Below are 20,600 nucleotides of genomic sequence, written 5' to 3' on the forward strand. Positions count from 1 at the left end.
TTGATCAGACTTAATCTTTATTGGTAACCACGTCTTCTAATTTTATCTCCACCACCCTTTCTATCGGTACTTTAAGATAGCGGCATATCCGGTCAATAATGTCTAACCTTACGGACTCATTCTTTGCGAATTTAGCAACAGTACCGGATGCTAGTTTGCAATCTCGGACAAGATCCATGAGCTTCACATTTTTCGACTCTAGGGTGCGGAAAAGAGGCTCGTAACTAATCATATAGAATTCACCTCCATCCATGCACAAAACCTCATTCACAAACATAGATATGAGGTATATAATGTCATTATAACCTGTTTTTGTGAAAGGAGGATAATTTTTAGAAAAAAAATTATGCGCACATGTCCCAAAATGGCAATTTGCTGTGCGTATATAACTAGGAACAAAGAAAAGGAGTGATGAGATGGTTAACTCTGACAAACTGAATACCCTCGCTTTGATGGCACAGAGAGGTTGCCCAGAATCCGAGCTCGATATCTTATTACGATTCATGCCAGTAATCGAGCGGATTTCAAAAACCATCAGACACCTGATTGACGACGAAGTTGCATTTGAGGCGTATTGCTATAATCTGATCAAACAAGCAATCCGGAAGTATGACGAGTCAAAAGGCAATCTGCGCTGGCAAATTGAAATCAGACTCAGGGACGCACGAAGGCATTTTATTAAAAACAGAAGTAAACGACGAAAAATACAAGTATCGTACGAATTTATTACTGGGCGAACAGATGTTGACGAAGAGAGAAAAAGAACCATCGAATTTGAAGATGTATTGGCGGACATCGAGTCGATGGTTTGTGAGAGAGAAAGGCTTCAAGAAAAAATCGCCCTTTTGGCGAAGGGCGATCCCAAAAAGACCACGATCCTCAACGCTTGGCTCATCGGATTTGATAACGATTCGGAACTTGCACTGTTGTTGGCGCAACAGTACGGAGGTAAATCCGAATCTCATCGACGAACCATTACACGCTTCAGATCATATTGTCAGGCTGTCTTGGCTGGATCAGCCTGACAATTTCGAGGACCAGGAATTGGCGCGTTTAGGCATCACGCGTCGATTCCGTCCTCATGACTAAGTATAACCAACGTTGATAACCATAATCAACACATTGTAGGTTTTTTCCAGATAAAAACAACTACGTTTATTATCTTATTAGTTTGGCATCTACTTGTCAAGCGTATTTGTCACGGAAATTTTCGACAATTACACGAAAGTTATACGAATCGGAGGCGATATATTCATGAGACGAATCTCTATTTACGATATTATACGAAATGACTACGAAATGGTTTCGCGAATCTACGAAAACGCAACGCTCGATTACAACGGGGCTCCGGGACCAGACGAGGACCCGGCCGACTACCTTCCGCGCGGAGGCGTGATCCAGGCGGTGAGGATCGCATGAGCTTCGCGGTTGCCGCTGGGGCCAACGTTACGCCCCGGAAAATCACCGTCACTCAACACGCAATCGACGAGGCGGTGCGGGATTTCCGAGTCCCGCGCCAGACCGCCGAGGAGTGGGTCCGGTTGAACTTCCGCAAGGCCCGGTTCATCGCGAACATCATATCGGGCGAGGGCAAGCCAACGCGCCTTTTCGGATATAACGGGATTGCCTTCGCGGTTGATCCGCATGAAGACTGTGTAATCACCGTTTACCCTGCGACGCCAAAAGCGTCTGTACGCGATAAGATTCACGAAATGGTCACCCGTGATCTCCGCAAGATCGAACGTAAGGAGTCGATACTTGAGCGTCGAATCGCGCTGACCAAGGCGGATCTCGACATCGAAAAAGCCGCGTTGCAACTCCGGCTGCTCCGCGCGAGAAGCCTGGCGACCAAACTCGCGTGCCAGGCGAGGATCAACGCGATTAACGAATACTTTACGCAGCTTGACGCAGACCTGCTCGCGGTCAAAAACGAAAAGCGAGCGGTGGCGAAAACGGTGGTTGCGTATATGTGAAGGGAGGTTATCAGATGGTAAGGGTTTTCTTAACTGTCGGTTGGGACGCGGAAGAGTTCCTCGTACCGTTGAAAATCGACTCGGCATCGCAGCACATCGCATCAATCAGAAGATGTGATCGACTGTTATCTGTCGGACATCGTACACGCGGCGATGTGGGGGTCTTGTAATCCCGGCGCTTCACGCGTCGGCAAGGCGGTGTCGGCGCTAGTTGAGACCGATCGACTCGCGCAGGGATAATCGGACGGTTGAGACGGATCAACCCGATGGCCCCGCTGATGCCGTCTCGCGGGCGCGGGAATGTCCGGCGCTCGAACGAAATCTATACGATAAGGAGCGATGTGAAACGATGAGCATCCGCAACAAATTGAAGGAACGCGAAGAGGCACGCGACAAGGCGGCGCAAGGGGCTGGCGGAGGAATCAACGCAGGCCTGCCGGAAGGTGTCACGCGGTACGTCAAACTCGGCCAGGAACTCAAGGACGGGAAGACGTTCGTGCCCCTCGCGGAACCCGACATGTGGTTCTTCTACTACGTGCATGAGGACGGCCAATTCTCCCCGCGCGAAGTGTACGTACAGAAGCATACGTGCCTGCACAGCCCGCACGCCGCGCCAGCGTCGAAAGAGGAGTCGCCGGACCTGTTCGACCAGTACGTGAAGCCGAACGGCTCCGTATGCCTGTCGTGCCGCGCGAAGGCAAAACGGAAACTCTACTTCATGCTGCCGGTGTACGATCCGGAATACGGGACCTGGCGCGTGCTCGATTTGAAGGAGTTCCACGCGGGCAAACTGATCGACGACTACGACAAGCTCGAGAAGGCCGCGAAAAAGTTTAACAAGGATTATACGTTGGTTGGAGATGCGGTAGTCATCCGTAAGACGGCGGACGGCAAGTCGTACTCGATGGAGTCCGGGGAACTTGACGAGGCCACGCTTGAAGCCGCCCGCGCGTTCATCGGCAGCCCCGAGATCAATTACGAGGAGCTCGCGAACTTCCGCGACGAGGCCGACATCCGGGAGATCCTCGAAAAGGCAACGGACGGTCACGTTGACAAGTCGGTGCTGTTGAATTTCTAACGAAGAGGAGGCGGTTGAATGGCGAAAATAATCGAGGTTCTCATCGCGGTAATTATGTTTAATTTACTCGCGGTGTTTATCTCCTTTATTACCGGATTAGATTACTCGCGCTCTATCGTTGCGGTGGTGGTCGGTTACCTCGCATCGGATTTCATAGATAAGATTACCGACTAAGGAGGCGGTCTGGTGGCGCAAGCAATCCAACGAGAAAAGAAGCTGACGCTCGCGATCAACGTGAACAAGGCGGAGGAACTGCCGCAGACGGCCGTATATATCGGAATGTTCCTCGACACGCTTGACGCCGAGGACGAATACGACATCGACCTCCACGTCGGGGTTAACGCGCCGAAAGAGGACGAGAAGCCGCCGATTGGGTTCGGGACGCATGCAAAGGGGTTCGAAGTGGTAAGCGACCTGGTAGAGATCGATCTTGACGACGAGGAGGAACCGGATGGCGAACCAATCGACTAATATCGGCGCCCATTCCGAGCTGGTCGCGGCGACCGCGCTGCTGGCGGCTGGCTACGAAGTGGCCCGGCCCCTCGCGGCAGAATCGTACGACCTGGCGGCGCGCGATCCGGTGACCGGCGAATGGGCCACGTACCAGGTCAAGACGGCGAGGTACCGGCCCGACCGGAACGCGTACGTGGTATACGCGACGCGAACGAATGGCGAGGCGTACACGCGCGATGACTGCGATTACCTTATCGGGGTGCTCGACGACGCGGTGTACGTGATCGAGAACCGGGAGATCGGCGAGTATTGGGTCTCGCCGGACAATATCGACGCGAAGTGGCGGAAGTTGACCGTGGGGATTCGAAAAGAAACGAAGGAGGCGGTTTGATGACTGCGTTCAAGGACGGCATTATCGTTCACGAAGGGAAGAAGTACCGGAAGGTTGATCGTGACGTACGGAATGGGGACATGGTTGTGGCAGTTGTCAAGAGCGGGGATGTAACAGTAGGCAACGTATATCAGGTACGAGAAGATTACATCGGCCTGTATTTCATCGATGACGGCGGCGATAGGCGCTGGTGTCCGATTGCATGGGGCCACGTTAAGCCTATCGAACCGGTAACCGCCGACCTCGCCGCGCTCGAATCCGAACTGGCCGCGACCAAAGCGAAACTCGAGGAACTCGAAAAGCAGTTGGCGGAGGCAAAACGCGATGATAACGCGGAAAAGTGGGCGAAGATCGGCCGCAAGCCTGGCGAGTTTAAGGTCGGGGATATCGTAAAGACTTTAGATGATGTCGGAGGTCATCCCGTTGGTACCATCGGAATCCTCGAATGGGACAACAGACTCGAAAAACTTCGTGTTAGAGCCAACGGAGAACTGTATTCCCACCAATACGAACTCGTCGCCCCCGTCGAGTCCGTCGTAAACCTGAAAGGGTGACACAACATTGGCTAACGCCACAAGGCCTAACGTCCAATTGCGTCTGAATCTCCGTTCGCCGACCGCAGAGGACACCGAAAAGAAAGCGCGGATAACGGAGGCCCAACGGAAGAAGGCGGCGGTCGAGGAAACGATCGAGCAGGCGTGGGAACGGATCGGCGCGTTGAAACTCACGGATAAGGAGCGCGAACTGTACAACGCGGCGAAGGAGGCGTTCTTCTCGGGCACGATAGGCAGGTGCTCGAGTAACGCCGGTAAGAAGCTGACGAAGGGCGAAGTGCTCTCGATGGGAGCCGCCGTCATGCGCCAACGTGACGAGGCTCTCCGTAAAGAGAGAATCGCCGAGACTTTGCGCACCAAGCCCGCAAACTATCACATTATCACGGACGACCGTGATCTTGCTCGAATGATGGACCGGCTGCGCGAGGAGGTGCGCCGCCAAAAAGATGACCCCTGGTTCCGGAAAGTGTTCCGCCTATTCAACGATACACACATCCGGCGCAAACTCCTCTCTCGCGGTATCGAAATCCCGTTGGTCCAATCGTTTACCGCGTGGGACACGGAAACCTCCGGACTCGACAAAATGATCGATCTTTCCGGCGGTTACTCGTTCTGGCTCCCGTTGCTCGACGAAGGTTATTACGTCGCCTACGGGCATTTGACGGGAGAGAAGCAGTGTACCCGATCGGTTGCGTTAGATGTGATCCGGGCGTTTATGGAGGACGCCCGGCACATCAAAGCGTTCCACAACGCGGAGTTCGACTTGTCGATTTTGACCAATGATGGGTTTCGACCACGAGGTGTCCGGTACGACTCGAAGGATGCGCAGTTCATCCTCTACGACCACGAGGAATCGTACTCGTTGAAACCGTTGGTCACGAAGTATAAGGCCGCGATTAAGTCGATGTTCGACGTGGAGTTCGACGATTACACTTACGAGGATTTGTTCGGCGACTCCAATCCGATGCTCCACCCGATTGAGGTTGTCGGCATCTACGCGATCAAGGACGTTCATAAAGGTTGGTATCTGACGCGTTGGCAAATCGAAATGATGCTCGCGCACGACAACCTCTACCGGCCGTACTTCGAGATACGGCAGTACCTCCCTGAAGTGAACGTAACAATCGAGCGTACCGGGTTCAACGTCAACCTGGTGAAGCTGGCGGCGCTCGGCGAGGAGTACCGTCCGGAACGCGACGAGGCGCGCCGGAAACTGTTCGAAGCGTACAAGATCGACGACGCGTTCCTCTACAAGATGTCGATGGCTCTCCGCGGCGAGAAGATCACGAGGTGGTGCGAGGAGCAACGAAAGCGCATCGAAAAACGCCACGAAATGATCGAGCGCTGCAAACGAGAGCTCGCGACCACGAATCCGAAAACGAAGAAATACGCAGAGTTGAAGGAACGCTTGCGCCGGTACGAGTCCGAGGAGCTACCGGCGGCGATTCCGCAGAACGCACCGGACTTTATCCGCGAGTTCAAGCTGTCCTCTGATGATCACGTCGCGTACCTCGTCTACGATTACCTGGGCATTCCGGACCGGACGAAAGAAATCGTCAAGGACAAGACGAAGGAACGCGCGGTGTCATCCGACGTTTTGCAGGCATACGCGGAAGACGAACCGGGGCTCGCGCCGCTGGCCGAGTATTCGAAGTACGAGAAGCTTATCGGGACGTATATCGAAAAGATCCCGGATGCGATTGACGTGGACGGCCGCCTTCATACGCAGCTCCGAACAGTTTCGACCGGTCGTTACGGGTCCAGCGGCTATAAGGGCAAGCCGAACAAGATTAAGCCCGCATATGTAACAGACGAGAATTACCTCACTGTAATGAAGATGCTCGTCGAGTGCGAGGAGCGCGTGAGCAAGGGGACCAACGTTCAAAACATCCCGTCGCGTAACGAAGAGGGGCTGCGCGTCCGGATGACGTTCGAACCGACACCCGGTTATACGTTCTTGGGCAGCGACCTCTCCTCGATTGAACCGCGTATCCAAGCGCATCGAATGGCGTCCGAGTTCGGCGACGAGATTTTCGCGGAGATGTATCGGAAAGGACTCGACCCGTACGTAGAATTCGCGGCCATTCTGTTCGAGGTGTCGCGGGAACTGTGCGAAGAGAAGGCGTACAAGGCCGGAATTGCTGCGGTTCCCTACCGCAAGCTGATGAAGGATATGTTTCTCGCGGAGGGGTACGGTCAGGCCGTTGAACAATTCGTGAAAACGGCCGTCAAGCGAGGCGTGTCCGAGGAGGCCGCGAAACGGGCTTACGCGAAGTTTGACGAGGTACTCCCGGGATTCAAACGCATGGTTGAGACAACGTTCGAACACCTGCGGAAGCACGGATGGGTCGCGACTTTATGGGGTCAGAAACGGAGGTTCCCGCAATATGTAGCGCAATGGAAACGGCTCTGCGCGTTGATGAAAAAGGCGGGGATCAATGGCAAGAACGACCCGGACCTCGGGAAAAAGTCTCGCCGACTCAGCCGCGATGAATGTACCGAGTTCTGGCAGCTTATTCGTGAAACGGGTCGCGCCGAACGTCAGGCGTTTAACCATACGATCCAGGGCACGGGCGCTAACATTCTGCAACTCTGCATGATCCGAGCGTATTACGAGTGCGTTTTGGCACGCGGTTGGGAGTTCAACTTGACGCTACACGACGAGTTGAAGTTCAGCGTGCCCAACGATCAGATGACACCGGAGGCTACCGCGCTACTGGACGACATTATGACGAACACGGTGGATCTGCTTGTTCCATTGGCGTGTGACACCGTAATCGAACCGTGCTGGATGCGCGAAGTAAAACCGGAGGACTGGTTCAATACCGAAGAGGAGGACGATGCCTTATCTCTCAATTAGCGGAAGATTTCAAAGCGATGCTCGACCGGTATCATTCCGCGCCCGAAGTTTGGGACGACCAACTTGACGCGTTGATCCATGAACAGCAAGCGAAAATTCTGCGGACCCGCCGTTTCTTCGATTTCAAATCGCAACCGTACTTTTCCCCGTCGAGCGCTAACGCGTGCAAACGCGAGCTATACGAAAAGTTGCGCGGCGCGAAGAAGGACGTACAGATCCGGCCGCCACATCAGGGCCGCTGGACCCGGTTGGGCACCGCGATCGGCGCGATGATCCAGCGCGACCTCCTGTTCATCGAAAAGCATTACGAGAAGATGTTCGGGGAGGTCCCGCCATTCACCGTTGAGCGCACGCCGGAAGGCTACCCGGCCTGGGAGGATTTCGCCACGCGCCTCCACGTCGTTGAACACGGAGGCCACCGGTTCGCCCTCTACGGCAAGCCTGACGGAATCCTGCGCTACAAGGACGGTCGACGCGTAGGTCTGGAACTGAAGAGCAAGCAGACAACAGCCGGCAAGACCGGATCGATGCGTGAGGCCGAAGGCAAGCACGTTGTGCAAACGGTGGTGTATACGGAAATGTACGCGCCACTCGACGATTACCTCATCGTCTACGTCAACGCCGCGAAAAAGGATTGGGCGATGACCGAGGAGGAGTACGCGAAGAACCCGGATTTGGTCGCGTTCCATATCACGGTAACGGACGACGACCGCGCCGCGCTCCTCGACGAATTGGCGAGCGTGGTGCAAGCGGTGAAAGACGGGACGCCGCCACCGTTGGAACTCGACAAGTGGACCTTTAATAACTATAAGACCGCGTGCGCCCTCTCGTTGTCTGACGAGGAGTACGCGGAGATTCAACGGCAGGCGCGCGCGATGATGCGGTCGAGGCTTCCGGAGTGGAAGAAGGCGCAATTTTGGGAAGCGTACGAGTTTATTAAAGCGGTGCGCGAAAGGGGCGTTGCGTAGTGGGATACATTCTCCGCGAAGTATACGAAAGTGATGGGGTAACCCCGAAACAGGATACACCGAATATGACTTATGGCGATTACGTTGGGAAAGTGGTGCGCCAATCTATGCGCCTGCGATTTGGCACGGAATCCTCCCGCCGCCCTCTCAACATTCATGCGGATGTTTCCCGAAGGTACGAACGGTGACATGCCCAAACAGCGGTCCGTGTTATTGTACTGGCGCATGCATGGGACGGGAGGTGCCGGATAATTTCGAGGGCTACAAAAAGTAAAGCGTTACGATATCTCGGCCTCGACCTTTCGTTATCCTCGCCAGGATTCGCGGTAATCGAGGTCGCCGACCGGAAGCCGCGCCTCATCACGACGGCGCACGTAAAAACGGGGTCTGACGACCCTCAAGCGTTGCGTTACGAACTGATCGAGGCGTACACGCTCCTGTTCTTGCGCGAGCAGCTACGGGCGGGCCCGTTCGAGGCCATCGTGCGCGAGACGTGGCCGCCAGCGCGAGATTATCGGCAGAACGATAAGATTCACGGGGCGTGGTCGGCGGTCGATCGGGCGCTTTCACGATACGGATACGAGGTTAACGCAAACCTAACGCCATCTAGCGTGAAGCGAACGGTGACCGGCAACGGCAAGGCGGAAAAAGCGGAGGTCGCCGCGGCGGTCCGGCGGTTGCTCGGGCTCACGGAAGATTACCGGTTCGCGACCGATGATGAAAGCGATGCATGCGCCGTGGTACTGGCGTACTTGATCGCGAATGATTTGATTGATCATTGAGGAGGCGTTTTGATGCTGGATTGCACGAAGATCAAAACATTTACTCCGATTATTCCTGCAGGTACGGGGCCAACCTTTACCAACGCTCACGAGGCTTTACTTGATATGATTCACGATATGAACGAATCTTCTGGTGGTACTTTCTCCTTCGATGAAGAAAACAAGGTTGCGGCGTTTATGAATCACGTACTTTCCGTTTCAGATTGGATCGACGGGACATATCCGATCTTTCCTGATTACGAACTCGAAGTAAAAACGATGCAAAAGTGGCAATTCGACCAAATGCCGGAATTCGACGGCTATTAAAGGGAGGCGTTTTGATGAAAGACTCCCTCGCGTTTGTTGTAGCGGTGATTCTCGCGGTAGCCATATGGTTCGCGACTGTCTCGTTAACAGCGTGGCTCGTCTCGATTTTGGTCGAGTTCCTGTTCGAAGTCGAGTTCGGGTTCTGGAAGGCGTTCGCCTCCGTTGTGCTTATCGACGTGTTCTCGAATCTCGTGTTCAGCGGAATGCCCCGCGTGACCAAACAGTGACCCGTCACTTTGACGACTGGGATACGCCTTTTGAAACACGCCGCCTCCGTTATCTCCGGCAAGAGTTAGCGGAGGTCGAGCGGCAGATTGCGCGGCATGAGCGGAAATTGCGCGAGTTGAAAACGGAGAGAAACGAATTAGCGGAGGCAGTGAAAAGGAGCGATGAGATTGACGCTGATTGACGACGTAAAACTTTCGGAACAATTTCTCGAACAATATCGCGGTAAACAACCGAAATGGGGATTCGGGGGACTCGGATACATCATCTATCTACGGACGTATGCGCGGAAGAAGCCGGATGGCACTCTCGAACGATGGGACGAAACGGTGCGGCGGATTACCGAGGGAAACTTCCGGATCGAGGCGAAACGGCTTGCGGAGATCGGTCGCCTGACCCCGGAGAAGGTTGCGGAACTCAACCGCGAGATGGAGCGATTCTATCATCTGACGTTCAATCTCGTAATGTCTCCGCCGGGCCGCGGGCTCTGGATGAGCGGAACCGAGTACGCGGAGAAGATCGGGGACGCCGAGAACAACTGTTGGGGCGTATCGATGCGGCCGCAGCCGTACGAACCCGGGGGCGAGCCGAAAGTGTCCTTCGCGCCGGTGTTCACGTTCGACCAGGCGATGAAAGGCGGCGGCGTCGGGGTGAACGTACAGCGCAAGTACGTTAGCCAGATTCCGAAGGTTAATAACGATCTGTGGCTGCGTTTTGTCTGCGAGAAAGAACACCCTGACTACGAAAGCGAATTGAAGCCACTCGGCGTTGATGACAATCCGATGTGTACGATGGACGCTCCCTATTTTGGCTTCCGTGTTATCCGTGTGAAGGATTCTCGCGAGGGATGGGCGGAAGCACTCCGTGAAGTAATCGATGCACATTACGACGGCGTCACAAAAATGTTCGTCGACGTGTCTGACGTTCGCCCGCGCGGTGCCGATATCAAAGGATTCGGCGGCGTTGCGTCCGGTCCCGCACCACTCGTCGCGATGCTACAGAAGGTCAACGAGATTCTCAACAATCGCGTGGATGACTACGTGACGCCGACGGAATGGGGCGACATTATCCAGAACATCGGGTGTTGCGTCGTGGCCGGTAACGTCCGCCGTACTGCACTCATCTTCATCGGAGACAACACGGATAAGGAATTCGTCGAGTCGAAGAACTACGCGCTCGAAAAGAACAAAGCCGCGAGTCAGTGGCGTTGGGCCTCGAACAACTCGGTCGATATTGGCTCGGATACAGACCGCGAAACACTCCGGGACATGGCCGTGAACATCTACTATAACGGCGAACCAGGTTATGTGAATATCGATCTCTCGCGCAACTTCGGCCGGATTATCGACGGATTCCAAAAGAACATCGACGGCGAGGTCGAAGTGTTTAACCCCTGCGGGGAGATCACGTTACCTAACGGTTCCCCGTGCAACCTGTTCGAAATCAACTTACCGCGAATCCACGAATACATCACGAAAGGAATCGAAGGCGAAACGCTGTACGACGAGGTAGCGTATCTGGCTACTCGTTACGCGTACCGCATCACGTTCCGCCCGTACGAATGGGCCGTTACGCGCGACGTCGTGAGCCGCCACCGTCGCCTGGGCGTTGGCATCACGGGAATCACCGATTGGGTGCTGATGCGGTTTGGTCAGCGTGCGATCCTCGGATTTGACGCGGAAGGCAATCCGATCTTCAACCAAGACGTATGCAACGCGCTTGATTCGCTGTACAAGGCGGTGCGCGCCGCGAACGAGGAACACGCGAAACAGCTCGACGCTAACCCCTCGATCAAGGTCACGACCGTCAAGCCATCCGGAACTATTTCGCTGCTGATGGGCGTATCTCCCGGTCAGCACTATCACTGGGCCCCGTACATGATTCGCCGCGTGAGGATGTCGACGCATGCTCCGTTGGTCCCCGTTTTGATTCATTGCGGGTACAACGTGGAGCCCGCGATCCAGGGCTTCAATCCGGACGGCTCATACGTGTACAACTACAACACCGTAGTCGTTGATTTCCCCGTGAAGGCCCCGACCGCCGAGCATCCGCAGCTCCAATCGGCCGGCGACGTGCCTCTCCGCGAACAGGCCGCGCTCCAAGCGTTGCTCGCCACGTACTGGTCCGACAACGCGGTGTCTGCGACACTCTCGTTCCACAAAGCGAAACCGAAGCCGGTCTACTTCGCGGACGGAACGGTGCTCCTCGATAAGTTCGGTAATCCCGAACTCAAGATCGACAAACGCGACGAGGAACGCGTGATCGACGAGATTACCGATGTGCTCGACCGGTACAAGGGCGTGATTAAGTCGACGTCGCTGCTTCCGTACGCGACCGATACGTATCCGCAGATGCCATACGAGGCGATTACGAAGGAGCGCTACGAGGAGATGGTCGCGCGAATCAAGGCGAAGCCGTGGGAGGTTATCGGCGGGTCAATTGTGGCGGAAGACGAAGGCGCCGTTGATTCCTCAACGGAATGTGTCGGGGGAGCGTGTCCGATTCGATGAGCCCTACGCTTGCTTTAATTCTTGCATCCGTTGCGTTGGTAATTGCGGGTTTAGTGGCGTTGATTCCTAAACCGAAGTGTCCGCATTGCGAGCGACGAGATTTCATTAGCGTTCGATGCTTCATGTATTACTGTGACTTATGCGATAGATTCGCGGAGTAAACGGGAGCGCCCCGTGCGCTCCTCCCGGCTACGGCCGAAATCATAACGGAGGTGGTCGTCTTGACATTGCGAGTTTTGAACGGAATTTGCGCTTTGATATGGGCGGGACATTTCTTTGCGTACGCGATGTATAGCGTAGAAATTCCGGCATTTACCACAGGGTTTGCGATGTTGCTGGCCGTGATCTGTTTCGCAGAAAAAGCGCTTGATTAAACGGAGGTGGTAACGTGGAGATTTTGTACACTTATACGAAAACAATGGATGTGAGCGGCCTTGTTATTGCTGCAATCGTGCTTACGATCTTTTTCGGGGGTTTTGCGTGGATCCTCTTCAGCGACAAAGCATTCGTACTCGGAACAATCTGCGCGACCATAAGCGCTCTGTCGGCGGTATTCGTAGTCGATGTGGGTGACGCGTTTATCTCCGGCTCGCTCGACGAGACATATCACGAAGTCGTCATCACCGACATGTCCAAGTTCGACACGTCGAAATACAAAATCGTTGAGCAGCGCGGAAAGATTTTCGTTGTCCAGGAGATTTCGCGATAACAACAAAGGAGGCGCGCCCATGTACGGACTCACGCAAGAACAACGCGATCTTATCGAATGGTTGCGCGATGGCGAGCGGATTAAAACGAAATTCGAACGGAGGGAGCCTATGACTCACGATAAACTTGACGCTATTTTCGATATGCAATACGCGCTGGACCAACGAATTATCGACGAACGTGGTATCGAAAAGACGACGGAGGAATGGGTGCGCGACCTTACGGTCGCCCTCGAAGACGAGATAAGCGAGGTGCGCGCGTGTGTCAACTGGAAATGGTGGAAGAACCCAAAACCGGTTGATTACGACGAACTGCGCGGCGAGGTCATCGACTTGTGGCACTTCCTCGTCAGTCTATCGCAAAAGGTCGGACTGACTGCGGATGATGTGTACCGCGTGTACTGCGAAAAGAACGCGGAGAACCATGCACGCCAGGACGGTACGAGTGAGAAGAAGGGGTACGAAGTAAACGGAAGAGGCTGCCGTTAAGACAGCAGCCAAATTCCGATCCACGGAACTATCTGAACTACAGTCCGTAGAAACGCGGGAGTGATGACGATGTTAATCTTCATCACTACAAACCTCCTTTCACAAACGACTCACACTACTATCCCCCACCAAGACACCCATCAGACTTTTGATGGCGCCGGGTTTACCCTTTTGGTATTGGTTGGTTCTGTTTGTGAGCCCTTGCGAAAGGACTTGTCCTAATAATACCACAAGGACAAAACAATGGGAATTATTTGTTAGGAGGCACGCTGATTGCGACAATACCACGAACTCTGCCGACACATTCTCGAAAACGGCGTTGAGAAATCCGACCGAACCGGAACCGGCACGTTGAGCATCTTCGGCTATCAGATGCGGTTCGATCTACGCGAAGGGTTCCCGTTGCTCACCACAAAGCGCCTTCACTGGCGGTCGATCGCGTACGAGCTGCTTTGGTTTCTGCGCGGAGACACCAACGTCAAGTACCTCAACGCCAACGGAGTGACGATCTGGAACGAGTGGGCGGATAGACACGGGAATCTCGGTCCGGTGTACGGTAAGCAGTGGCGAAATTGGGACGGACTTTATTATGCGACAGATCAAATTCGAGATGTCATCGAACAAATCCGCACGAACCCCGATAGCCGCCGCCTGCTCGTATCGGCCTGGAACGTCGGCGAACTCGACCAAATGGCGCTGCCACCGTGCCACTTCGCGTTCCAATTCTACGTTGCAAACGGACGCCTATCGTGCCAACTCTACCAACGGTCGGCCGACGTATTCCTCGGCGTTCCGTTCAATATCGCCAGCTACGCTCTCCTCACGCATATGGTCGCGCACGTAACCGGTCTCAAAGTCGGAGAGTTCATCCACACGCTAGGCGACGCGCACATTTACGCGAACCATATCGAGCAGGTACGGACGCAGCTTGAACGCGAACCGCGCCAACTCCCGCAACTCGTAATCAAGCGCCAGGTAACGGACATTGACGATTTCACGTTCGAAGACTTCGAGATCGTCGGCTACGATCCGCACCCGCATATCCCCGGCAAAGTCGCTGTCTAACGAAAGGAGCACGTAATCATCGCAAGCATCACGCTAATCCACGTATTGCTCACCGCAATCTCAGTCGCTACGTCCGTACCACTCGCAGAAACGGAGTTATACGAAGTTACCGCGTACTCGGTCGGCGATGATTTCACGCCAGCCCACGGTATTACCGCATCCGGCGCGAGAGTCCGCGAGGGCATAACTGCCGCCTGCCCGCCAGAGATACCGTTCGGCACGCGCGTCCATATCGAAGGCGTGGGCGAGCGCGTTTGCCTCGACCGTGGCGGCGCGATCAAAGGGCGCAGGCTGGACGTGTATATCGCGGACCGCTCGGAGGCGCTCCGGTTCGGGCGGCGGAAGTTGAGCGTAACAATCTGTGCGAAATCGGAACTCGCACGTTTAATACGGTAGAAGGGGGAAACGCCGGAAAGAAAACGGGAGGGATACGATGAGCAACGAAAAGGTAACGGTACTGACGGATGAAAACGGTGTGCTGCGGGAGTATCGCGAGGTTAAGCGGAAGGCGAACGTGGGGGAGCGGATTAAGATTGTTGCAGCGGATGTACAGTCGGAAAGACCGTACGAAAACGGAGACACCTTCGTAGTTGATGAGGAAGTCAAAGGATTCGAGGGCGATGTCATTACGCAGTGCGGTCGTTATATCGAGGCGGATGAATACGTAGTCCTCGAGCCCACCGATATCGTTATCGTCGACGGTGTGCGGTATCGCGAGGAGAAGCGCGAGGCACGGAAAGGCGAGCGAGTGATGGCAACTCGAAAGGATTCTCCGTTTTATTCTTTTGGTCAGGTTGGGATCGCGCTTGGCCCTGAATACGTTGAATTCCCACATGCGAAGCTTTGCTGCTATCCCGAAAATTACGTCGTCCTCACGCCAGTTTCTAACGAGCCGAAGCCGAAACAATCGCCCACACCCGACGTATTCAACGTCACGATCAACGTAACGGTCAACGGGAGTATTGACGACGCGATCAAAGCGGCAACAGAAGCGTTGAAAGCGAAGCTGGCCGATTTTAATCCCGAGAAGGCTATACGCGAACTGATTACGCAGCCAGCGCCGAAATCCCCGCAACAACACCGCGATGAGATCATCGAAAAAGCGAAACGGGATGTGGCGGAGTTGTTGGACGCTAACCATCAGCACTTGAGTCCGCCTGTTTATTTCACTCGCCGGGGAGGATTCTTCGTTACGGACAGGGTTGAGTTCGTGGTTAATCGCGAGAAAAGAACGGTTGTTGCGCTCGTTCGAGAATTAGGAGAGAACCACGTTATTCATCGCGGCATCGCCAAGTGCGCGCCCAACGATTGCTTCAACGTCCACATCGGCAAGGCAATAGCGCTGCGTCGAGCGTTGGGGCTTCCGGTGCCTGACGAGTACCTGAACGCGCCTCAGCCGACGGAGGTTCGCGTGGGGGATATTGTAAATGGCGGCTTGCTTTTCGGAGCTTACACGCCAGATGAAACGTTCACGATCACGGCGGAGCGTGGCGACAATTCGTTCAAATATGCAGAGTGTCCGTCTGATTGGATTTACCGTCATCAAATCGGAAGAATCATCGACGACTCACGCGAACAAACGGAGGTATCTGCATGACCCAACCGCTAAAGCTCGCCCTAACCGGCCGGATGCGCTCCGGCAAGGATTCGGTCGCGGCGTACCTCGCGAGCCAATACGGATTCGCCCGGTTCGCATTCGGCGACGGCATCCGTAAGGTCTGCCGCGAGTTGTTCCCGGACCAGATGGCGCAAGCCCGAAAGCCCCGCGCGCTCCTGCAAGGCGTGGGGCAGGCGATGCGGGCGTTCGACGAGGACGTGTGGATCCGCCAATGTCTCGAGGAAATCGAAGGGGAAATCGGATATTACGAAGCTCACGGTTATCACGGACCAAACGTCGTAATCACCGACCTCCGTCAGCCCAACGAATATGCCCGCCTCCGCGCGGAAGGCTTCGTCATCATCCGCGTGAACGCTTCGGACGAAACGCGAATCCAACGCATGATCGACGCAGGCGACGAATTCGATGACGATACGCTCACGCACGATACCGAGCAGCACGTCGATTCGTTCGCGGTCGATTATGAGATTGATAATAACGGGAGCCTGGCGGATTTGTACGCGCAGGTGGACGAGATTATGGTGGATATTAACCGAAAGGAAGGCGATACCATGGACTACCGTAAATTTCTCCGCGAAGAATGTAATTATCCCGAAGAGGTACTCGTGGATATGTCCGACGAGGATTGTGAGTCCGAGTACGAAGTAATCTGCGGTGGGATCGACTGATGACCACCGCCAACTTCGATGACCTCCGTTACTTCTACCAGATGGGTTACTTTTACGGGCGTAACGACCAACTGGACGGAAAACCGTATGACGACCGCCTGCCTCACGAAAGATCGATAGGCCTTACGGATTCACCGCGTCAGCCAAGCGAAACGAGTACCATCCGTGCTTCCGATCAAAATACACGTACTTCCCGACCTTGACGTTGTGCTTTTTGATAAACGAGCGCGCCGACGCATAACTGCGCTTATCGAAGTTCGCGGGCGCGACCGTATCGGGCACGTTGACATCGCCGGGCAGGGCCACGCCAATATTCCCGGTCTCCGTTTCGAAGGCCACGTGCATCTTGAACGGTTGGCCCGCCGGGAATCCGAGTTTCTTGCGCATGGCCGCGTTGATGAAGAGGCGTCCGAACTTGTCGATGGTGATCGCGGGCTCCTCGTCGGCATTGTACGGTTCAAAGCTATGGGGAACGAAAGGCATAACGAATCAACCTCCTAACGGACGTAAGGCCCTTACGGTTAGTATACGCGAAAGAGTAACGATATTGCAACGAAGGATTAGCGCGAATCCACTCGAAGGGAGTCGATCATTTGACGTTTAATGTAACGCCTCAATTGCCGGATAACGGACTGACCGTCGCGGAGCTGTTCGCAGGCGGCGGTCTGATGGCGGTGGGTTTGAAAACCGCTGGATATCGTCTGATTTACGCAAACGATTTCGATAAGAACGCGGTGAAAGCGTATCGCCACAACCTCGGCGACCACATCGTACACGGCGACATTACCGCGATTGATCCCGCCGACATTCCGGACGCCGACGTGATTGCCGGCGGACCACCGTGCCAGGATTATTCGGTCGCGGGGACCGGCGCGGGCGAGAACGGTGAGCGCGGCAAGCTCGTGTGGGCGTACCTGCGGATCATCGAGGCGAAGCGGCCAAAGGCGTTCATCTTCGAGAACGTGAAGGGACTTATCACGAAGAAGCACCGCCCGACGTTTGACGCGCTGCTCGCGAGGTTTGAAGAGATCGGCTATCGCGTGTCCTGGCGGCTCATCAACGCCTGGGACTACGGCGTGGCACAGAAGCGTGAACGCGTGTTCATCGTCGGCATCCGCAAAGACCTCGGGTTCACGTTCGAGTTTCCCGAGCCGTCGCCGGAAGATTACCGGACAAAGGTGCTGCGAGATGTGATCGGGGACTTGCCGGAGCCCGGTACGTTCGCAAATCACAAGGGAACGAAGTACGTTGGGGAACTTAAAGATCGGTTCTGTTATCGTCCGACAAGTTGGGATCAGCCCTCCCCAACGCTTGCTGTGGCAGCTGACGCCGGCGGTGCGATGCCTCATCCTCATCCTGATTGGCAGATGTCGAACCATTCAACGTATCCGCTGACGCAGGCACAATACGAACACTCTCGCGACCATCAAATCGGGTACAACGACAGCCTCGACAAACCATCGCGGATTCTACGAGCGAAGGCGGAGAATATCCTGGACGTTCCGAATCACACCGGAGGCGTCCCGGCAAAAGAATATCCGGGGCACACTGCGTCAAGTCTTGACGAACCCGCGAAAACAATCGTGGCCGGAGCGAATGATGTGCCGGGAGGTGCGAATTGTTTCTATCCACCGAATCACGATCCGGAAACGAAGCTACCCGCATACATCCAGAACGTTGTTGATGGGAAAACGACGACTAACTACGGAAACGGAATCCCGGTTAATGACGGTAATGATCCGGCTCGGACGCTAATCTGCGAATACCGCGCGAAGTGTCCGAATGAGGTGACGAGCATAAACGGGTTCCCACGACGTTTCACCGTCCGCGAGTGCCTGCGGATTCAATCCGTTCCGGACTGGTACGTGCTGCCGGATGACATCTCGCTCTCGGCGCAGTATCGGATCGTCGGGAACGGGGTGGCCTCGCGGGTGGCGTGGTATCTCGGGCGGGCGCTGGGGGAACAGTTAACGAAGGTTATACGGAATGAAAACGTGGAGGAGGCGGTGTGATGAAATGCTGCGATTGGTGCGGACGAAAGCTCGGAATTCTCTTCGTTAAATACCGACGAAAATCGTTTTGTGGATTCGATTGTAAGGCGCAATACAAACGACAGGAGGCGGTTTAACTGGCGAAAATGGACCGCAAGCGCTGGCAGGCGAATGTCCGCTCGATGGAGATCGTCGCCAAGCCGCGCGATGAGATCACGGCCGAGGACATCGAGTTCCTGCGCGAAAACTACACGTCGATGGGCGGGCTGCTCCCGAAGGGCTTCAACGGGGGCGCATTCTTTACGCCGACGCACGTGGCGCGGTTCGTGGTCGAGGCGCTGGCGGGGCTCTCCGACGGCTTCAAACCGGGAGCCCGCGTCCTGGAACCGTCGTGTGGGTCCGGAGTGTTTATCGAGCACATCCCGAACCATTGCGAAATCACCGGACTTGAACTCGACTCGACTTCCGCGAAAGTGTCGTCACTCATCTATCCTCACGCGGAGATCATCGAGGGCAACGCGCTCGAGCACGATCGCCGGGACTATTACGATTATGTGATCGGGAACCCTCCATATGGCGAAACGGTGGAGGTCGAGGACGGCTCCGATTGGATCACGCTATCCAAGTCGAAAGGCAAATGGCGCGGCAAGTCGGAGAACGCGTTTATCGAGTTCGCGATAAGGGCCGCAAAGCCTGGCGGATGGATTGCGTATATCCTTCCGAAAGGCATCTCCTTTTCGCAACAGGCCGAGAAAGTCCGCCGCCTCATGTACGATGCGTGTTGGCATATTGCGACGATACAGCTCCCGGGCGAAACGTTCCAACACGTAGGAACAACGGTGCCAACGCAAATCCTCATCATGCGGAAGGTTACGCCGAACGCCCGGCGCGTGAAATCAACGAGACTCGACGCGGAGTTCTTCGAGGGGCAGCCTCCGGTATTCATGGCGGAGGTTCGCGACATTGGATGGGACGCGAAAGGGCACTCGACCGACAAGTGGGGCGACGGCCTCACGCAGCTTGACGAACTGCTCGACGCGTTTACGGACGGGGGCCTTGTTCGCGAAAACCTGTATCCGCACGAACCGTCGTGGGTGGCGCGTGGTGGCGGCGTGACAGCGTATATGTTCCCGCAGGATGGTTGCTCGGGCCAACGGGATGCCGAAAGTTACTTCCGCAAGCCAGAACGGGACACTGCGCTTCTTATGTGGAACGAAATGACGCTCGGGATCGGCGAGGAAATTAACGGAGAGTCAACGTGGGATTTCGATTGGATGGACCGAATTGTTGCGGAGTATTACGCAAGAGGAGGCGGTTTAACATCGGAGTCTGCCGAGTAGACATAACGAAAGGCCACCGGGAACTATCCGTACGCTACGCGCTTAACGACCGCGACGGAGTGGACGCACTCCTCTCGGACGTTCACCGGTTGGGCGCGCGCAGGTTCGAGCGTGGCGATTACGCGGCGTGTGACGTGCTGATCGACTTGGCGAGCGCGATTGAGGCGGCTAAACTAACGCCTCGCCAACGGGAGGCCCTGCGGTTGTATTACGTCGAGGATTTGACGCTAGAAGACGTGGGCGTGCGGATGGGCCTCGCAAGTGGACGGAAGCGCGCGAGCCGACTCGTTATTACCGGGTTGAATCGGATTGCGGCGGTGTTCGCGCGGTGGAATTACGGGGAGTTGACGCGGATAGAACAGTGGGAACAAGCGATAGAGAGTGGAGGGGAGGCGTTCTAATGTTTAGAACGGGAGACAAGGTGCTAATCGACCCGGCCAGCGAGCATTATTGCGCAGGAGAAATCCGCATACTCGGCGAGGAGATAAAGCCGGGGGTTTTCAGAATCGGAAAGGCAACGGAGACAAGATGGGATCACGGGCAGTCCAGCAATTACACTTTCGATGTTGTATTTGACTCTTCGATTCACCGCGGCACTGCTGTCGAGGCATCATCTGACTGA

26 protein-coding genes are annotated in these 20,600 nt (G+C 55.2%); 24 read left to right on the top strand and 2 right to left on the bottom strand.

The genetic code is table 11. The features are described 5' to 3' along the window. Positions 1-10: 10 nt before the first annotated feature. Complete coding sequence (locus G3578_RS21285; protein WP_346773987.1) at positions 11-535, bottom strand: helix-turn-helix domain-containing protein; 525 nt, start codon at positions 533-535, stop codon at positions 11-13. Between G3578_RS21285 and G3578_RS09835 the strand changes: the two genes are divergently transcribed. The 20 genes from G3578_RS09835 to G3578_RS09930 all read left to right on the top strand — a co-directional run bounded on the left by G3578_RS09835 (position 417) and on the right by G3578_RS09930 (position 16,647). Further along, on the top strand, positions 417-1,025 hold the full coding sequence (locus G3578_RS09835) for a hypothetical protein (protein ID WP_165212110.1): 609 nt from the start codon (positions 417-419) through the stop codon (positions 1,023-1,025). The two genes, G3578_RS21285 and G3578_RS09835, sit on opposite strands and share 119 nt — an antisense overlap. Before the next feature lie 229 nt (positions 1,026-1,254). After that, the gene (locus G3578_RS09840; protein WP_165212112.1) at positions 1,255-1,419 is read left to right on the top strand and encodes a hypothetical protein; all 165 of its coding nucleotides are present in this window, start codon (positions 1,255-1,257) and stop codon (positions 1,417-1,419) included. After that, the gene (locus G3578_RS09845; RefSeq protein WP_165212114.1) at positions 1,416-1,973 is read left to right on the top strand and encodes a hypothetical protein; all 558 of its coding nucleotides are present in this window, start codon (positions 1,416-1,418) and stop codon (positions 1,971-1,973) included. The genes G3578_RS09840 and G3578_RS09845 overlap by 4 nt, the downstream gene beginning before the upstream one ends. A 349-nt stretch (positions 1,974-2,322) precedes the next feature. Further along, positions 2,323-3,051, top strand: a complete 729-nt coding sequence (locus G3578_RS09850; protein WP_165212116.1) for a single-stranded DNA-binding protein — start codon at positions 2,323-2,325, stop codon at positions 3,049-3,051. Between the two features lie 18 nt (positions 3,052-3,069). Next, on the top strand, positions 3,070-3,225 hold the full coding sequence (locus tag G3578_RS09855) for a hypothetical protein (RefSeq protein ID WP_165212118.1): 156 nt from the start codon (positions 3,070-3,072) through the stop codon (positions 3,223-3,225). A gap of 12 nt (positions 3,226-3,237) precedes the next feature. After that, complete coding sequence (locus G3578_RS09860) at positions 3,238-3,522, top strand: hypothetical protein (RefSeq protein ID WP_165212120.1); 285 nt, start codon at positions 3,238-3,240, stop codon at positions 3,520-3,522. Beyond that, positions 3,482-3,895: a hypothetical protein gene (locus tag G3578_RS09865; RefSeq protein ID WP_165212122.1), complete on the top strand. Its 414-nt coding sequence runs from the start codon at positions 3,482-3,484 to the stop codon at positions 3,893-3,895. Before G3578_RS09860 ends, G3578_RS09865 begins: the two co-directional genes overlap by 41 nt. Continuing rightward, entirely contained in the window at positions 3,895-4,449 is a 555-nt protein-coding gene (locus G3578_RS09870) for a hypothetical protein (protein ID WP_165212124.1), read from the top strand. Before G3578_RS09865 ends, G3578_RS09870 begins: the two co-directional genes overlap by 1 nt. A 7-nt stretch (positions 4,450-4,456) precedes the next feature. Next, the gene (locus G3578_RS09875) at positions 4,457-7,309 is read left to right on the top strand and encodes a DNA polymerase (protein ID WP_165212126.1); all 2,853 of its coding nucleotides are present in this window, start codon (positions 4,457-4,459) and stop codon (positions 7,307-7,309) included. Between the two features lie 17 nt (positions 7,310-7,326). After that, on the top strand, positions 7,327-8,277 hold the full coding sequence (locus G3578_RS09880; protein WP_241254549.1) for a PD-(D/E)XK nuclease family protein: 951 nt from the start codon (positions 7,327-7,329) through the stop codon (positions 8,275-8,277). 251 nt (positions 8,278-8,528) lie between these two features. Next, on the top strand, positions 8,529-9,059 hold the full coding sequence (locus G3578_RS09885; RefSeq protein WP_346773994.1) for a crossover junction endodeoxyribonuclease RuvC: 531 nt from the start codon (positions 8,529-8,531) through the stop codon (positions 9,057-9,059). 12 nt (positions 9,060-9,071) lie between these two features. After that, positions 9,072-9,365 carry a hypothetical protein gene (locus tag G3578_RS09890; protein ID WP_165212128.1) on the top strand — a complete coding sequence of 98 codons (294 nt, stop codon included), beginning with the start codon at positions 9,072-9,074 and terminating at the stop codon, positions 9,363-9,365. Positions 9,366-9,379: 14 nt separating this feature from the next. Further along, on the top strand, positions 9,380-9,592 hold the full coding sequence (locus G3578_RS09895; protein WP_165212130.1) for a hypothetical protein: 213 nt from the start codon (positions 9,380-9,382) through the stop codon (positions 9,590-9,592). 168 nt (positions 9,593-9,760) lie between these two features. Further along, positions 9,761-12,100, top strand: a complete 2,340-nt coding sequence (nrdJ, locus tag G3578_RS09900; protein WP_165212132.1) for a ribonucleoside-triphosphate reductase, adenosylcobalamin-dependent — start codon at positions 9,761-9,763, stop codon at positions 12,098-12,100. Between the two features lie 388 nt (positions 12,101-12,488). Then, complete coding sequence (locus tag G3578_RS09905; protein WP_165212134.1) at positions 12,489-12,809, top strand: hypothetical protein; 321 nt, start codon at positions 12,489-12,491, stop codon at positions 12,807-12,809. Positions 12,810-12,828: 19 nt separating this feature from the next. After that, positions 12,829-13,296: a dUTPase gene (locus G3578_RS09910; protein ID WP_241254550.1), complete on the top strand. Its 468-nt coding sequence runs from the start codon at positions 12,829-12,831 to the stop codon at positions 13,294-13,296. A 273-nt stretch (positions 13,297-13,569) separates the two neighbouring features. Continuing rightward, positions 13,570-14,361, top strand: coding sequence for a thymidylate synthase (locus tag G3578_RS09915; protein ID WP_165212136.1), 792 nt, complete (start codon positions 13,570-13,572; stop codon positions 14,359-14,361). A gap of 45 nt (positions 14,362-14,406) precedes the next feature. Beyond that, a complete protein-coding gene (locus tag G3578_RS21380; RefSeq protein ID WP_165212138.1) occupies positions 14,407-14,757 on the top strand; it encodes a 3D domain-containing protein in 351 nt (116 codons plus the stop codon). Between the two features lie 37 nt (positions 14,758-14,794). Beyond that, positions 14,795-15,958, top strand: coding sequence for a hypothetical protein (locus tag G3578_RS20715; protein WP_206529603.1), 1,164 nt, complete (start codon positions 14,795-14,797; stop codon positions 15,956-15,958). After that, positions 15,955-16,647, top strand: a complete 693-nt coding sequence (locus tag G3578_RS09930; RefSeq protein ID WP_206529604.1) for an AAA family ATPase — start codon at positions 15,955-15,957, stop codon at positions 16,645-16,647. Before G3578_RS20715 ends, G3578_RS09930 begins: the two co-directional genes overlap by 4 nt. Before the next feature lie 123 nt (positions 16,648-16,770). On the opposite strand, the gene G3578_RS09935 is transcribed toward G3578_RS09930, so the two are convergent. Further along, positions 16,771-17,130, bottom strand: a complete 360-nt coding sequence (locus G3578_RS09935; protein WP_165212140.1) for a hypothetical protein — start codon at positions 17,128-17,130, stop codon at positions 16,771-16,773. Between the two features lie 110 nt (positions 17,131-17,240). Here G3578_RS09935 and G3578_RS09940 point away from each other — a divergent pair, with 110 nt between their 5' ends. The 4 genes from G3578_RS09940 to G3578_RS09955 all read left to right on the top strand — a co-directional run bounded on the left by G3578_RS09940 (position 17,241) and on the right by G3578_RS09955 (position 20,600). After that, the gene (locus G3578_RS09940; protein ID WP_165212142.1) at positions 17,241-18,659 is read left to right on the top strand and encodes a DNA cytosine methyltransferase; all 1,419 of its coding nucleotides are present in this window, start codon (positions 17,241-17,243) and stop codon (positions 18,657-18,659) included. 125 nt (positions 18,660-18,784) lie between these two features. Beyond that, positions 18,785-19,978, top strand: a complete 1,194-nt coding sequence (locus tag G3578_RS09945; RefSeq protein ID WP_165212144.1) for an HsdM family class I SAM-dependent methyltransferase — start codon at positions 18,785-18,787, stop codon at positions 19,976-19,978. A 203-nt stretch (positions 19,979-20,181) separates the two neighbouring features. Beyond that, positions 20,182-20,379 carry a hypothetical protein gene (locus G3578_RS20900; RefSeq protein ID WP_241254551.1) on the top strand — a complete coding sequence of 66 codons (198 nt, stop codon included), beginning with the start codon at positions 20,182-20,184 and terminating at the stop codon, positions 20,377-20,379. Further along, a complete protein-coding gene (locus G3578_RS09955; RefSeq protein WP_165212146.1) occupies positions 20,379-20,600 on the top strand; it encodes a hypothetical protein in 222 nt (73 codons plus the stop codon). The genes G3578_RS20900 and G3578_RS09955 overlap by 1 nt, the downstream gene beginning before the upstream one ends.

This window comes from Brevibacillus sp. SYP-B805, assembly GCF_011059135.1.
Lineage (GTDB): Bacteria > Bacillota > Bacilli > Brevibacillales > Brevibacillaceae > Brevibacillus_F.

What these genes read in the sequence shown, in the direction of transcription:
- G3578_RS09880 (WP_241254549.1), top strand. Translation starts at nt 7,327, where the DNA reads ATGCTCGACCGGTATCATTCCGCGCCCGAAGTTTGGGACGACCAACTT.
- G3578_RS09895 (WP_165212130.1), top strand. Translation starts at nt 9,380, where the DNA reads ATGAAAGACTCCCTCGCGTTTGTTGTAGCGGTGATTCTCGCGGTAGCC.
- G3578_RS09870 (WP_165212124.1), top strand. Translation starts at nt 3,895, where the DNA reads ATGACTGCGTTCAAGGACGGCATTATCGTTCACGAAGGGAAGAAGTAC.
- G3578_RS09845 (WP_165212114.1), top strand. Translation starts at nt 1,416, where the DNA reads ATGAGCTTCGCGGTTGCCGCTGGGGCCAACGTTACGCCCCGGAAAATC.
- G3578_RS20715 (WP_206529603.1), top strand. Translation starts at nt 14,795, where the DNA reads ATGAGCAACGAAAAGGTAACGGTACTGACGGATGAAAACGGTGTGCTG.
- G3578_RS09855 (WP_165212118.1), top strand. Translation starts at nt 3,070, where the DNA reads ATGGCGAAAATAATCGAGGTTCTCATCGCGGTAATTATGTTTAATTTA.
- G3578_RS09890 (WP_165212128.1), top strand. Translation starts at nt 9,072, where the DNA reads ATGCTGGATTGCACGAAGATCAAAACATTTACTCCGATTATTCCTGCA.
- G3578_RS21285 (WP_346773987.1), bottom strand. Translation starts at nt 535, where the DNA reads ATGGTTTTTGAAATCCGCTCGATTACTGGCATGAATCGTAATAAGATA.
- G3578_RS09935 (WP_165212140.1), bottom strand. Translation starts at nt 17,130, where the DNA reads ATGCCTTTCGTTCCCCATAGCTTTGAACCGTACAATGCCGACGAGGAG.
- G3578_RS09930 (WP_206529604.1), top strand. Translation starts at nt 15,955, where the DNA reads ATGACCCAACCGCTAAAGCTCGCCCTAACCGGCCGGATGCGCTCCGGC.
- G3578_RS09850 (WP_165212116.1), top strand. Translation starts at nt 2,323, where the DNA reads ATGAGCATCCGCAACAAATTGAAGGAACGCGAAGAGGCACGCGACAAG.
- G3578_RS09945 (WP_165212144.1), top strand. Translation starts at nt 18,785, where the DNA reads ATGGACCGCAAGCGCTGGCAGGCGAATGTCCGCTCGATGGAGATCGTC.
- G3578_RS09910 (WP_241254550.1), top strand. Translation starts at nt 12,829, where the DNA reads ATGTACGGACTCACGCAAGAACAACGCGATCTTATCGAATGGTTGCGC.
- G3578_RS09835 (WP_165212110.1), top strand. Translation starts at nt 417, where the DNA reads ATGGTTAACTCTGACAAACTGAATACCCTCGCTTTGATGGCACAGAGA.
- G3578_RS09955 (WP_165212146.1), top strand. Translation starts at nt 20,379, where the DNA reads ATGTTTAGAACGGGAGACAAGGTGCTAATCGACCCGGCCAGCGAGCAT.
- G3578_RS09840 (WP_165212112.1), top strand. Translation starts at nt 1,255, where the DNA reads ATGAGACGAATCTCTATTTACGATATTATACGAAATGACTACGAAATG.